Origin of the sequence: Roseburia sp. OM04-10BH, assembly GCF_003462605.1 — a bacterium.
GTDB lineage: Bacteria > Bacillota > Clostridia > Lachnospirales > Lachnospiraceae > Roseburia_C > Roseburia_C amylophila.
Window position 1 is genome coordinate 107,173 of record NZ_QTZI01000002.1, and the last position, 14,052, is coordinate 121,224.

The 14,052-nt window shown below is 40.7% G+C and carries 11 protein-coding genes; all 11 read right to left on the reverse strand.

Going from position 1 to position 14,052, the window contains the following annotated elements; all coding sequences use genetic code 11:
- Positions 1-12: 12 nt before the first annotated feature.
- Positions 13-984 (reverse strand): transglutaminase-like domain-containing protein, encoded by a 972-nt coding sequence (locus DXB43_RS02965; protein ID WP_117946688.1) that lies wholly within the window; start codon positions 982-984, stop codon positions 13-15.
- Between the two features lie 10 nt (positions 985-994).
- Complete coding sequence (locus DXB43_RS02970) at positions 995-1,471, reverse strand: signal peptidase I (protein ID WP_242986144.1); 477 nt, start codon at positions 1,469-1,471, stop codon at positions 995-997.
- 1 nt (position 1,472) lies between these two features.
- Entirely contained in the window at positions 1,473-2,552 is a 1,080-nt protein-coding gene (locus DXB43_RS02975) for a MucBP domain-containing protein (protein WP_117946690.1), read from the reverse strand.
- A 3-nt stretch (positions 2,553-2,555) separates the two neighbouring features.
- On the reverse strand, positions 2,556-3,314 hold the full coding sequence (locus tag DXB43_RS02980) for a hypothetical protein (protein WP_117946692.1): 759 nt from the start codon (positions 3,312-3,314) through the stop codon (positions 2,556-2,558).
- Between the two features lie 16 nt (positions 3,315-3,330).
- A complete protein-coding gene (locus DXB43_RS02985) occupies positions 3,331-4,107 on the reverse strand; it encodes a hypothetical protein (protein ID WP_117946694.1) in 777 nt (258 codons plus the stop codon).
- Positions 4,104-4,628 (reverse strand): hypothetical protein, encoded by a 525-nt coding sequence (locus DXB43_RS02990; RefSeq protein WP_117946696.1) that lies wholly within the window; start codon positions 4,626-4,628, stop codon positions 4,104-4,106. Before DXB43_RS02990 ends, DXB43_RS02985 begins: the two co-directional genes overlap by 4 nt.
- Before the next feature lie 18 nt (positions 4,629-4,646).
- Positions 4,647-5,621, reverse strand: a complete 975-nt coding sequence (locus tag DXB43_RS02995) for a DUF5979 domain-containing protein (protein WP_117698205.1) — start codon at positions 5,619-5,621, stop codon at positions 4,647-4,649.
- On the reverse strand, positions 5,618-6,514 hold the full coding sequence (locus tag DXB43_RS03000; RefSeq protein ID WP_117946697.1) for a class C sortase: 897 nt from the start codon (positions 6,512-6,514) through the stop codon (positions 5,618-5,620). The genes DXB43_RS02995 and DXB43_RS03000 overlap by 4 nt, the downstream gene beginning before the upstream one ends.
- 3 nt (positions 6,515-6,517) lie before the next feature.
- Complete coding sequence (locus DXB43_RS03005) at positions 6,518-7,366, reverse strand: class C sortase (protein WP_117946700.1); 849 nt, start codon at positions 7,364-7,366, stop codon at positions 6,518-6,520.
- Positions 7,367-7,487: 121 nt separating this feature from the next.
- On the reverse strand, positions 7,488-8,954 hold the full coding sequence (locus DXB43_RS03010; RefSeq protein WP_117946850.1) for an isopeptide-forming domain-containing fimbrial protein: 1,467 nt from the start codon (positions 8,952-8,954) through the stop codon (positions 7,488-7,490).
- Between the two features lie 66 nt (positions 8,955-9,020).
- Positions 9,021-14,039, reverse strand: coding sequence for an LPXTG cell wall anchor domain-containing protein (locus DXB43_RS03015; RefSeq protein WP_117946702.1), 5,019 nt, complete (start codon positions 14,037-14,039; stop codon positions 9,021-9,023).
- Between the last annotated feature and the right edge of the window lie 13 nt (positions 14,040-14,052).

The following is a 14,052-nucleotide window of genomic DNA, read 5'->3' on the forward strand; positions in this document are numbered from 1 at the left end:
TTTCTTCCTCTCTTAATATGTGTACTTTATAATATAACGGCTTCCATCGCCAATATAATCTTTTACGGTATCATCATCATTATTGGCTGCCAGGGTCGGATCCATAAGAGACCAGTCCTTTCCATCAAAAGATATTATATTATCTACCCAGCCTATCTCATCCACATAACAGCTGATCCACGCATGATAAGCCTCACCCGCATATCCTACCTGAAGTTTGGTTGGAATTCTCTGCGAACGAAGCATCGCTGCCATCAATGCTGCATAATCAAAACAGATTCCTTTTCCGGACGAAAGTGTTTCATCTACATCCGGCACATATCCATATGCAACATTCTCTGCTTTTTCTTCATCATATGTAATATTTTCAATTACATAATGATAAATGTTGGTTACTACATCAAGGTCACTGCCGCAGCCTGCTGCCAGTTCTTCCCCTTTCTTTACCGCCTTGGAATTCTCATCAAAATCCACATAGCAGTTAGGTGCCAGAAATGGGACAAATTCATCCGTAATGGTAACATCAATACTCTTGGTAAATGCTGTTGCATACAAATTTTCTTCTACTGATGCAGCTTCATATAAGGTCAACTGGTAAGTACCGCTTCCCTGTGTCAGTGGATATACAATATACGTTCCATTCTTTGTCACCAGATAGGTATATGCTTCCCCTTCCGGTGTCTCTATCTGGAATTTCACTTTTTCATTGGTTCCGGTATAATTAAGCATCACATAACCATCGGATGCATGCGATGCATCAATGGCAATCTGATCTGTCCCATAAGCCACTTCCCCAGAAGCCTCCGGATGTAATACTTCTGCTGTCGCATCACGATTTCCCTTTGCGGTATCATTGCTGCTTTGTTCCGGAGAATTCTTCTCTCCGCCGCAGCCTCCCAATGCACAGCTCATCAGCAATATCCCTGCGGTCATCCATACTATCAGGTAATATTTCTTACTGTGCCGGCTCTTCTGCCTCTGCATGACAACACACCTATTCCTTTTCCTGTATATTCCTGCTATCTGTACCTATATATAATAAAATTGCCGCCAGTAATACAACTGAGACGATTACAATTTTACCGTAAAAGGTTACCATAGCTGCAAATATCCCTCCTAATACCGGAATGGTCAGGGTTACTTTTCCAATTACCTGTGCATAGGAAACCGGGGAAATATCCTCCGCTTCATTTGCATCTCCTTTGGTAATCAGCTGACCGGACACCACCTGATTCTTCACCACACGATGGGTAATGATAATTCCCGCATCTGTATCGCTCCGATATGCCACAACTTCACCTTCCATAAGTTCTGCCGGTGCTTCTTCCCTGACATAAATAAGACTTCCTACCGGAATCGCCGGTTCCATGCTTCCGGTTACAACTGTATAAATATCAAACCCTGTAAGCCTTGGTAATGTCAATGGTATGCAAATCAGAATCACCAATATCAGAAGAGATACTCCTATCATACTACAGATTCTGGCTATTGTCCTCTTTTTTCTTTTTGTTTTTCCCATTCGTTAATGCCTCTGCTCTGACATTCATTTTCTTTCTTCGTAATGCAAAAGCAGTAAGAGCCACAAGTCCTGCAACTGCCGCTGATGCTACACCAATCAGCAATGGCATATTTCCTGCCGGTCTTTTGGTCTTCTCAACCTTTTGCTGCATATCTGCTAACGGAGTTTCCTCATCATCAAGATTTACCAGTTCCTGCGGAGTCTCTTCATCCGGAATATTTACATTTCCATCTGCCCCTTGATTATTATCCGCATTGGCATCATCTGCTGCATTCGCATTGTTTGCTGCATTTGCATTGTTTGCTGCATTTGCATTGTTTGCTGCATTTGCATTGTTTGCCGCATTTGCATCATTTCCGGCATTTGCACTGTTTGCCGCACTCTGTGTATCCGCCGTGTATACAAACGTAAAAATGTTTTCCGCTTCATTGCTGTTTAAGGTTTTCGTCAGATTATATGCCTGCGGACGATAATTTTCAAAATATTTAAACGCCACCACCGGCTGGTCACCCACTGCACCATAGAAGGTCTCACTGTCTGAAAGTGCATTTCCATTGGCATCCTGATAATTCACAGTATATGCTACCATATTTCCCGCAATTGCATATGCTGCTACATACTCCTGATCAGATTCTACCACAAAGGCAGATTTTCCAACAGTACTATTATCCCTTCCGCTCTCCCGGATTCCACCAATATAATATTTTCCATCTTCCTTTAGCTGAATACAGGACTGTGCCCGAATCATAACCCGGTCACCATATTTCAGTCCACTGATTTTTATTTTTTCTCCCTGGCTTTCCTTTTCAATCTGATAAGAAGAACCTGTTATATGATTGTCTACTGTAATTCCATTCGTATCTGAAAAATATCCCTGATTTCCAGAGCATAACGTTACTGTATAGGTATATTCTGTTTCATTTCCACCAACTTTTGCCCATGCCTGTACCGGAAATGCCAGTGTAAGTAATGTTGTAAATAAAATACTTCCGCGAAGAATACGTTCCATTCTTTCTTTTATTTTATTCTTCATCCCTTACTCCTCCTTTTCCAACTGATTTTCAGCTGCCTCATCCTCTTTTCGTGTCCTCTTCACTCTCACAGCAAAAAGGACGACTAAAACAAGTCCTGCCGCCAGAGCAAGTGCCGAAAAAAGAAGCACCTGATTATTATCACCCGTTTTAATAACGACATGATTCGACAATGGTGTTGAACCACTGGATAATAATTCTACCGCAAAATTCATCTGCAATTTTGCCAGGGTATCCTGATAGGTATTTCCCTGTGTCTCACCTTCCAGCTTTACGGTTAGTGCAATCTCTGCTTTTTCACCTTTCGTAAGCTCATCCAGATAGAAATAATCTTTCATTGCATTGGTTGCCTGGTGAAGACCTTCACCACTTTCTCCTACCGTATCTCCACCTACATTTTCACTGCTGTATAAAATACGGTTACTTCCATCCGGAGCCGTAAAAGAAAGTATGTACGAATATGCTCCTCCGGAAGCCACACTCTGTGAATCCTCAAGGCTCTGTAATACCTGATTTGTCATATACCACTGCGTATCCCCATCATAGGTATTCTTTAACTCCAGTCTGATATTTACCGTATCTCCCGGCTGAAGCTGATATATCGCATCATCAATATCTGCATTTTTAAATGTGCTGTTTAATTTTTCTCCATCAAACGTTACGTTCCAGTCATCACCGCCGGAAAACTCTTCTGCCTGTACCTGAACAGGGGCTGCTGCAACCAGAGCCAGAGCTGCCATGATACCAATCCATTTTCTCTTCATCTCAGTCTCCTCCTTACTACAGTAATGTCAGATTTCCATTGGAATCAACAGAAACATCAACTCCCCAGGCACTCTTAATCGCATCCTGCGCATTGTGTGTCTGTACGGCATCCACTTCTGCCTCTACATGAAAGGAAACCCCATTATAATTAAATGTTGTAGTAGTGGTCTTAAGTCCATTTTCCTCCGTTGTATGCTCCGTTACCTTTGACGTAATGGAATTATCAATCTTTAAAGTATCAGAAAATGCCGGTGTACTCTCACCCACCTTCAATACCGATGGCCAGTAAAGAACAGTTCTCTCCTCCGTAGATGCATTTTCATCCACAATCCAGCCATTCTGGGTCAGGTTTAATTCAATCAAACTCGGAGCAAGTGTTGTTTCCTTGCTTCCATCCTCATTCTTCCAGCTCTTATAAATTCTCACACGGACATATTCATCAATATTGCCACTGTTTTTTACGGAAAGTGCTTCCTTATAATTTCTTCCGACTACCAGCTTTCCATCGGTCTCATCAAGCATATCTGTAAGAAGTGCTCCCTGATTTTGTTTCCAGGCATCATCACTTCCTGCATAATCACGGCTGCTGATATTCTTAGAACCCTTGGCAGATTCTTCCACCAGAGTCACTCCGATATCATACATTTCCATCTGTGCAGTATAATTCTCACTATAGTAAGTAAGTGCTGCTCTCGCACTTCCAACCGCACTTCCTGCCAGAAGAAGTACTGCTGCACCCAATAATAAAAAGGTTCCTTTTCTTCCCTTCATTACTTTTTTCAATCGGCTCATTCTTCACCAGCCTCCCTTGCATCTGCAGTTCCTATATCTGTCCTGGTATCTGCAATCCGGTTCCAGTCTGCATATGGTGTTCCATCCTCTTCATAGAGAACTGATGTACACTCCTGAACGACCACTACATTAAAACTCTCTTTATATTCCTCCGGTATTGCTATTTTGGCTAAAAGTTCTTCTGTATTGCCACTTACCGGAACAATATCACTATAATACCAATAGCCATCTTCGCCCTGATTCCATGACGAGCCGGACATAGTTAATGTAATCTGACTTCCTGCGAATACCTTTACTCTGACAAAGCAATCACTTTCTCCTGTATTTGTAAGTACGATATGCTTCTCCATATTTTCAACTTTTTCTTCTATTGTAGTTTCATTACCAAGTGTAATCGGATATCCTCCTTCCGCTTCCACATAAGTTGTAAAATACGCCATTGCCGGTGGCACTGCTGCCCCTGCAAGGAATACCAATGCTGCTGCAGTCAGCCAGAACACTTTTGTTTTTTTCTTCATCATCTTATATTCCAGCCTCCTTTATTCTTCCTTTACACTATTATCCGGTAATTGTGTCCACTGCCATCCCTCATCTTCATCATAATCGAAATGATTGGTCACTCCGTAACCCGGATTCAATCCATGGTCATATGTATTATCAAACTCCACTGTTACGATTTCATCCGCACTGATTTCTGCTGTCTGCTGTGGCTCACTTACCAGTCTATAACCAGCCCCACTATATACCTCTGTCACAGTAACTTTTGCACCTGCCGGAATATGATCTGCAATTGCCGCTTTCGTTCCTGCCGATGAATGTGTGGTCGATACTACATTACTGTATACCGTATTACCATTTTCATCTACTGCTTCTATCGAAAATACAAAGGTTACCTCTTTCATTGTCTCATTATAGTTATCAAGATTTTTCTGTATAAGAAGACTTCCATACCGTGGAGAACGTTCCGGTTTTAGATTTGCTGTAACCTCATAAATCCATTTGTTTTCTGCGCCTGCAGAATGAAATGCCTGATTATCCGGCAACGCAATCAGACCTGGATTAAAATTATACTCATAAAAACCGGTTGATGCAGATTCAACCACAACAAGATATATCCCAGAATTCAGTTCTTTCTCTCCTGTTCCATCCGTAATCGTGCATTCTGTATCCGGGGTTTTATCCGAAGCGAGCTCCGCTGCCTTCGCTGTCATCTCTTCCCATGTAACATCTCCATTTACCGCATCTTTTAAAGAGAGGGATTTAAATTCTGATGTTTCGCTGTACTCTCCTGCTGCATCCACAGTCGCTACCTGATATATTTTAGCATGCAGTTCCATCCCATTCAGTTCTTCCGTATATTCTTCGCCCTTCGGCACAGATAAAGTCAAAGTACAAGGTTCTGCCGGATCTATTACATTGGTGGCATATGCAGATGCCACATGTAATCCTGCCGCTGCCAAAAACAACGTCAGTAATCCCGCAATATACCCTTTCTTTATTTTTAACTTTTTCATTTTCCACCCTCCTTAGAACCTCTTGAAGCTTTTCTATCTCGAATAATCTTTATCAAAACTGTAATCAGAATTGCTGCTGCAACTGCCAGTATTGCATATAACATATAATAATCTTTCACCGTCTGAAGCATAGATTCATTGGCTATTGCCTTCTCATCATCCTCTCCATTATACGGGACACTGTGACCACGCACCAGCAGTCTATGGCTGTTTACACCATATGGGGTGCAGGTGAAAAGTGTTACATAATCTTCCCCTTCGACCTTCTTCATTGCATCTGTCAAAGTATCCGTATCATCCTTTTCTACCATCGGCAGAATCTGATTCACTTCATATGCAAGCACCTTATCCAATACATGCACATAGAATTTATCACCTTTTACAAGCTGGTCAATATCGGTAAAAAGTTTCGCACTTGGCAGTCCGCGGTGTGCTGCCAGTACACTATGTTTTCCCTCACCACCAACCGGAAGACTGGTTCCGGACATATGACCTGCGCCAATCTGTAATACTGCCTCCGAAGTTCCATGATAAATCGGAAGTCTCTGTTCTATTTTCGGGATGGAAATATATCCCATTATCCCATTATCTCCCGGATTTAATACGGACCAGTATTTACTTCCTCTCATATTCTGTTCTTCCTGCGAAAACGCATCCCCATCGAAGGTATTATTACCTATCTGGGAATTATATTCCTCTGCCATCTCCCAAAGCTTCTGATAGTCTACTTCATCCATATCTGCAACAGTTTCTTCATAACTGGCAATCGCCCTGCTCTGATGGTATTTATTCCATTGATCTGCCACAGTCGGATATGCAAAGATTCCCAGTCCGACCAGGAAAACCAGTCCAAGCAGAATTCCAGGTAATTTCTGCTTCCATTTCTGTTTCATTCCCTACTCCTTTTTCCTCTTCCAACTAAACCGCTGCCAAATCAAAAGTCCCAGTAAAATCCAGAACAGTAATATAATCGCAACTACAATTGCAACTGCAGAAGTATTAACAAGATATCCATCTGCCGTCACAAAGTTACCGCTTTCCTCCTGTGAAATCCGCTCACCCCTTACCAGCAGCCGATGAGAATTGATTCCATATGGAGTGCAGGTCATTAATGTACAATAATCTTTTCCCTCTTCAATTGTAAGATTATTAATTTCCTGTGGTTCTACAATTCTAATCTGATTCACCTGATAAGTCAGTTTACGATCCAATACGGTAACGGTAAAGGTATCTCCTGCTTCCATTTTATCCAGATTTGTAAAAAGTCTTGCAGACGGAAGTCCTCTGTGTGCAGAAAGAACACTATGTGTGCCTTCTCCTCCAACCGGCAAACTACTGCCCTCTAAATGGCCTGCTGCAACCTGTAATACTCCTTCCGAAGTTCCATGATAAATCGGGAGTTCCACACCTAACTTTTCAATTGTAACATAACCCATGATGCCGGTGCCGGAAATATCAAGAATGCTGTTATAATCGCCAGCCTCTGCATAATTCAGAAATGGCCGGTTCACATCCTTTAATTTTTCATTGTAGGTATCAGCTTTTTTTAACATTGTGTCTTTTTCTTCTTCTGTCAGTGATTTTACGGCATTACTATAAGACGCAACGGCTCTTGACTGGACTTTTGAATTCCAGTAAGAACTAATTGGCGGATACAGCATCACGGAGAGACCTATGATAAAAACAAACACTAACATTACATTCAGTTTATCTTTCTTAAATAATTTCTTTAATGTCCTCTTCATAGATTTCTCCCTAATGCTGTCAAAGTCCCAGCGAGCGGGAATTTTCTTCCAGTCTCGTTCGTGTATAAACCGGCGGTTCACCGGAAATTCCCGGTGAATTACCGCCGTTCATCTTAAAATTCTAGTTTTTTGCAGTACGTTTTCTTGCGATTAACAATACAGCTGCTACAATCATGATAATTGCACCTACGGTATAGAAAATCTTAGTACCGATACCGCCGGTTGCAGGAAGTTCAGTTCCACTTAAGTTCTGTACATCCGTGGATACAGCACCTGTTCTTAAAGTTGCTGTAAAGATTGCTTCTGTTCCTTCTGAAACAACCTTTCCAGAAGCATCCTTTACTACTAATGTCTTTAATTCCGGATTATCTGATGTTGTATCATAGGTTGCTTCTACTGAAAATACAAGATCATCTGCTTTATTGTATCCTGCCGGAACAGTTGTCTCAACCAATTTATACTGGCCTGCATCTACACCTTTGAAATAGAAGGTTGTTACTCCTGTAATCTCATTTCCAACTGCAACATAATCACCTGTAGTGCTGTCTAATTTGTAAAGGGTAAATCCTGCACCCTCAAGAGGAGCATTGTTACCGTCTACCTTATTTGCAATTAAATTATATGTAAATACAATAACTTTATCTTCCGGAGTTACACCTGTGCCATCCCCATAAGGATTGTTGCTGTATTCCAGTTTGGATACGTTGGTGTTTCCACCTTCACCGATTACTGCATTTTCATTCAGTTTTGCGGTGTAATTTACAACTACTTTACTTCCAGCTTTTACTGCTTTGATATTCTTTAAATCTGCAAAACGAACTTCAAAAGTGCAGCTATCATCTAAATCTTCTGTAACTACTTCATAGCCGGTTGTTACTGCTGTTCCGTCCACTGTTACAGTTACAGAATCTGCATTGAAAGTAAGTCCGTCAGACATGGTATCATGGAATGCATAATAATAGCTTCCATAGTTATCGTATTTTGCATCTACAGTACCGGTTAACTGGAACGGTACATCATCTCCGATATCGTAATCTGCTGCATCCTGCCAGTCACTTTCTGCACCGGTAGAGTCATTTTTCTCTTTTACTTTCTTTTCAAGTTCCGGTCTGTCTTCCTTTGTTGTTACAGTTACGCTGTCATTTCCAGCTGTGTCTAACATAACAAGGGAATAGGTATCACCTTCATCACCTGTTTTTGTTTCTGCAATCAGGTAATAACCCTGATCAACACCGCTAAATTTATCATCGGATGTTTTTGCTTCCGGCTCTAATGTCTTGATTTTTGCAAATACTGCATCTGCAAATGCACGGATGCCATCTGCATCAAGTTCTGAAATATAACTAATAACTTCTTTATCATCTGTTTTTCCTGTTACTTCTTTTAATGCTGATGCATACTTATCATTTAATGTGTATGCAAATTTTCCGTCGCCACCATCTGTAGCATTCAACAGCTTATAAGCTGCATACTCAGAACCGTTTGCACCGTTCGTAATTGTAATATCTGCTGCATAAACAGTAACACCCATTGCGAATGCCATAACCATTGCAACCATTGCTGCAAAAAGTTTTTTCAATTTTTTCATTTTTGTTCTCCTTCTCTAACTTTTAATTATATTTGATACCTGAAACGGATTTTCTCAAAAGGGGACTTATACGCCTGCCCCCCCTTCTCTTTTCCGTCGCATCCGGTATCCATACAATAGGAATGCCGCCAGCATAATTGCTGCACCGCCTATAGTATAAACAGTAGTACCAGTTCCTCCCGTTGCCGGAAGTTCATAACCATATTCCTGATTCTTAACCTGAATCGAAATACTATCAAGATTATCATAATAGGTAAAGGTATATTTATTTTCTTTGCTTAATTCTGTACCCTTCTGACCTATTCCAACTAACTCATAACCATTTACCAGTTTTTCTTTTACCGTGTAGACCTGACCATCTTCCAACGCCTTATTGCCATTCTGGTCTGTAATGGTCTTCAATGCAACCGATCCACCCTGGCATACGGTAAATTCTGTAATATAATCAGATTCCTCCATTGAATCACCCTTATATAATGCAAAAGTAAAGGTTTTTGTCTGATCATACGGAAGTTCATTTCCATACGCATCCAGAACGTCTTTCTCAATTACCGGTTTCTTATAAATCTTTACTCCGACCTTTGGAGGCTCTGCCCGCAGTGTTTTTTCATTTCCGTTTACTTCTGCCGTATACTGGTATGCGAAGCTGTTCCATGCAGTCTCACCCGGGTTTGCATTCTCTCCTACTACTCCATTATATTTCATGGTAAGAATACAGCCCTTCTTTAATACAAAGGTATCTGCCATCTTTATACGGAAGGACACATCATCTGACTGCCAGAAGGAATGCCACTGTTCTGTTGAAGTACCCGACATATCAGCTTCAGTAAAGCTTACCAGATTTGAAAATTCCACAAAATAATCCACGCCTTCTTCCAGCTGCCGTTTTGTGCCACTCTCCTCCGTTACCAAGAGTTCCAGTCCTTCGGCATATGCAACAGAGAATTCACTTCCTCGTTTTTCTTTCTGGTTCAGTACTCCGGTATCATTTATATGTGGCATACTGTCTACAATAACCATCTGTGTAAAGGAGTTATTGCTGACATTTTCAATATTGTTGGTGTAAACCACATCTTTTCCATCTTCATCCAGATAAATGTAATTCTTTCCTTCCAGTCCAAGATAGCCGCTTCCCCGGTTATCTGAATTACCGGTTTCCTCTACCGTTTTCCATGAGAATGAACCGTAATCACCCAATGCATAAACGCAATCAGAAGCTTTTACTCCAATATATTTTCCACTGTCATCCGTCACCAGTTCTCCCGTTTTTACACTGTTATCATCAAACGGATCATCCGGCAGGAGATATGCAGTATTTTCATAAATCCTGTTCTCATATACTGTATTTCTGGTATATACCGTAAACTCCGCTTTTCCACCTGCAGGAATCTGATATTCTTTTCCCTCCAGATATAGTGAAAACTCGTGGGTCGCATTATCCGGTATCAGCTTCCATACTTCTTCAGACAAATCATACTTATGAAGTACATTATCATCCTCATCATAAATGGTCAGTACAAAAGCATTTTTGTCAAGTCCCAGGTGAAGGGTTTTATTGGTTGCCTCTTCTTTCGACAATATATGGAACGGAGACTGAACAGAATCTTTAATTGTATAATCGCAGATCGGAATGGTTCCATCGTTGCGTAACTCCAACAGCCACTTTGTCGTTACATTCGGCTGTATATTGTCCTTCTCTTCCAATTCAACAGCATCTTCCACATTTTTACCAGATGGTATATAGGACACTGCTTTCTTGGTAATTCCCGGAACAATTACATCCTTCGGTGTTATCATTACAGATGACGAAATAACACGCTTTTCTCCTACAATTCCTTTATCTTCCGATGTGCCGTTATTCTGTCTGGAATCATCTCTGGTTCCTCTCATTGTAATGTCATTCGGATTCTCACGATATTCCACATCCTTATCTACCAGTAAATCCACGGTATTGGTAATTGGAACATCTAATTCCACGTCTTTACTTACCTTGCACATCACAAAGAATGAAAGATTCTTTCCTGCCGGCAAATCATAACCTTTGCCATCGTCTCCAATCGTAAAGGTAACCATATGGTTTTCCTTATCATCATTGGTCATTGCAATGGTAACATCCCTTACCAGACTTCTGCCATCGATATTAGTTACCTGCGCCATGTTCCAGTCGTTTGACTTAATCGGTTCACTATAGCTCTTTTCAATCTGAACCGGAAGCGTATATCCCAGGCTCGGACGTATTCCAATATATTCCAACCCATCCGCCATATGATCTTCCAATGTATCAATATGAACCGGATCTTCTCCTGTATTTGTTACTGTAATATTGTAAATCACATAATTTCCGAGATAATTTCCTTCATTTACACTCTTAGAGAATATGGACTTATCTTTTAACTGGCTGGTCTTCCACTGATGGAACTGATCCAGAATTGCCCACACACTCTTCTGCACATCTACCGCCTGATCCAGCTCCTGTTTTCCTTCCGGTTCCCCTTTTACCGTTACTGTATCCTTCATTCCGTTTACGGTTGCACTATTGGTATAAGTAAAAGTTCCCGTCTGTTCATTCTCTTTATCATCCATATAAATGTAAGCATTGAATTCTTTTTCAATTACTTCACCCGGTGACATGGTGCCAATCCTCCAGATTAAACGGATTCCTTTATGTGCACTGATATTCATTCCATTGCTCTTGCCAATCCAGTATCTCCTTATCTGCACATATTCACCATTTATCTTTGTATAATAAGTTCCCCAGTCAGATGTATTTTCTACATACTCTTTCCAGCTGATACCAGCCTCTACCAGTTCCTCATCATTTTTTGGATATCTGGAATTTAACGTTCCTGCCTGCTTTGCCTTATAAATCTTGTATTCATCCGAAGGAAAAACATGATATGGCATATCATCTGTCAATGACAGTCCGTCTTTCTTATATGCGGCATCTCCATCAGCGTTTGTAATCGTTATGCTGTATTTAAATAATTCCTCTGCTTTAAAGGTTTCTCCACCTTCCCCGCCATTTACCTTCTTATCTACTGTAATCGGATTTTCAGTCTCAATTACAATTTCAGAATTCTCACCGGTTGAAGTACTCTCTACATAATTCTTAAAATGATAATCAGAAGCCTCCGGCAGTTCATTAACATCAACCTTACATACATACTTAATGGTCACCTTCTCCTTTGCATTCAGCCTGCCAAGAGAAAATGTCAATATTTTATCATTTATCTTTAAGCCAACATTGCGGCATCCACCGGTCGCATTGGTTGACTCTGCCACAAAATCCGTCTCGCCCTCCGGAACCTGTGCTCCATTCTTATCTATAACATACTGGAAAACAAGCCCCTTTGGCAGAGTATCCTCTATCGTCTGTTCAATGGTCTTATAATCTTCCATATTTTCAATCGTTATCTTATAAGTAACTAAATCACCATTTTTTACATTCTTCTTATCACCGCTCTTTTCAATAATGAGTTCCGGCTTTTTATAAATAACCGTTATTGTTGAACTCTTATCTTTATAAGAAGCTTTATTATGAATGGAAGTATTATTTTTATACTTTGCCATTTCTTCCTGGCTTTTTACATTAGCTGCAAAAGTAAATGAGACCTTTTCACCGGCTTTTAATGTACCAGGTGTAAAACTTATTGTTCTGGCTGCTTCGTCATACTCTGCTCCTTTATCACGGATTGCCTGTATCTGCTCCGATGTCAACGTCAGATGCTCTGGCAATTTATCTGTCACCTTATAAACGCTTCCATCTGAAGCTTCTCCTTTAATCGGATTGTTTCCCGTATTTTCTACCGTAATCGTATAATTAATGGTATCACCGGCAATTACTTCTTTCTTATCCGCCGTCTTAACAATTTTAAAGTCCTCTTTTATTTCTGGTCTTGACTTTACATCTGCAGACAATTTTGTATGTTCATATTCTTTATAAGGAACAGATTCAAAATCAACATGATTTGTAATTACATCCTCTTTTACTTTTTCTGCAGCTGCTGTAATATAATTATCTGTTAATACTAATTTTGATACATTCAGACTTGCACTTACATTCAGATGCTCCTGTTCTCTTGTTGGCACACCATTTGTCATATACTGGTTCGGCACACTAATCTTATATGTAACAGTTTTTCCATCCAATGTCAGGTTTGTAACGGTTCCTCCCTGAAGATCAGTAAACTGGAAAATCACATTTCCATTGCTATCCACAATGGAAACACCATCTTCACTGACCTTGGTTCCTTCCGGAAAGCTGATTCCATCCGGTAATGTCAATACATCACTCAACTCTACATGATCTGTCCAGATTGCTCCCGTATCACCAACTCCGCATGGATTCATACTGTTTGCAGTGATTCTATAATCTAATGTTCCTTCCAGCGTATTTGCCTTTCCATTCACCGGAATAATTTCCTTGCTGACAGTTTTTTTCAAATCCTGCCAGAGATTTGTTCCATGCCAGATTAATTCTGCCGGTTCAGAAATCACATCATTGTCTTTCTGATCCGGAATCTCCGGTGTCAATGTTACCTTGGAATCCTTTTCCATAATTCCATTTAAGGAATTAAACTGCAAATCGAAGGAAACGGTTGAACCTGCAGGTGGTTCAAACTCTATGTAGGTCTCATCATCCTCTTCTACCAGTTTTACTTCCAGTGTTTCTTCTGTTGTTTCACTGACCGCTTTATAAGTAACCTGCATAACATCACTTTCTTCAAAACCGGTCAATGTAACTCCTTCCGGCAAATCACTAATCCGGATACGAACCGGTACCAGATCTGTATCTGTCGGATTTGAGTTGGTTGCACTAACGGTTGCATACAGAATCTGTCCATTTTTCCCATCATCCGGACTCTTCTGTGAAACGCTCAAGTTAATACGCTCACTAATCGTGCCTCCGACTGATGTCTGCTCTGTTTCCTTATTTCCTGTTGCTGCAAGTCCCGGAAGAATCAGTCCCCAGACTACACCCACCGCCACAAGAACACAGCATATCCCCAGTAAAATTTTTGTTCTTCTGCGGATTTTTCTCTTTTCTTCTGCTTTCTTTACATGTTTTCTTACATTTTCCTGCATATCCCTATCTCTC

Coding starts and splice junctions, on each gene's coding strand:
- DXB43_RS02965 (WP_117946688.1), bottom strand. CDS start 984: ATGCAGAGGCAGAAGAGCCGGCACAGTAAGAAATATTACCTGATAGTA.
- DXB43_RS02970 (WP_242986144.1), bottom strand. CDS start 1,471: ATGATAGGAGTATCTCTTCTGATATTGGTGATTCTGATTTGCATACCA.
- DXB43_RS02975 (WP_117946690.1), bottom strand. CDS start 2,552: ATGAAGAATAAAATAAAAGAAAGAATGGAACGTATTCTTCGCGGAAGT.
- DXB43_RS02980 (WP_117946692.1), bottom strand. CDS start 3,314: ATGAAGAGAAAATGGATTGGTATCATGGCAGCTCTGGCTCTGGTTGCA.
- DXB43_RS02985 (WP_117946694.1), bottom strand. CDS start 4,107: ATGAGCCGATTGAAAAAAGTAATGAAGGGAAGAAAAGGAACCTTTTTA.
- DXB43_RS02990 (WP_117946696.1), bottom strand. CDS start 4,628: ATGATGAAGAAAAAAACAAAAGTGTTCTGGCTGACTGCAGCAGCATTG.
- DXB43_RS02995 (WP_117698205.1), bottom strand. CDS start 5,621: ATGAAAAAGTTAAAAATAAAGAAAGGGTATATTGCGGGATTACTGACG.
- DXB43_RS03000 (WP_117946697.1), bottom strand. CDS start 6,514: ATGAAACAGAAATGGAAGCAGAAATTACCTGGAATTCTGCTTGGACTG.
- DXB43_RS03005 (WP_117946700.1), bottom strand. CDS start 7,366: ATGAAGAGGACATTAAAGAAATTATTTAAGAAAGATAAACTGAATGTA.
- DXB43_RS03010 (WP_117946850.1), bottom strand. CDS start 8,954: ATGAAAAAATTGAAAAAACTTTTTGCAGCAATGGTTGCAATGGTTATG.
- DXB43_RS03015 (WP_117946702.1), bottom strand. CDS start 14,039: ATGCAGGAAAATGTAAGAAAACATGTAAAGAAAGCAGAAGAAAAGAGA.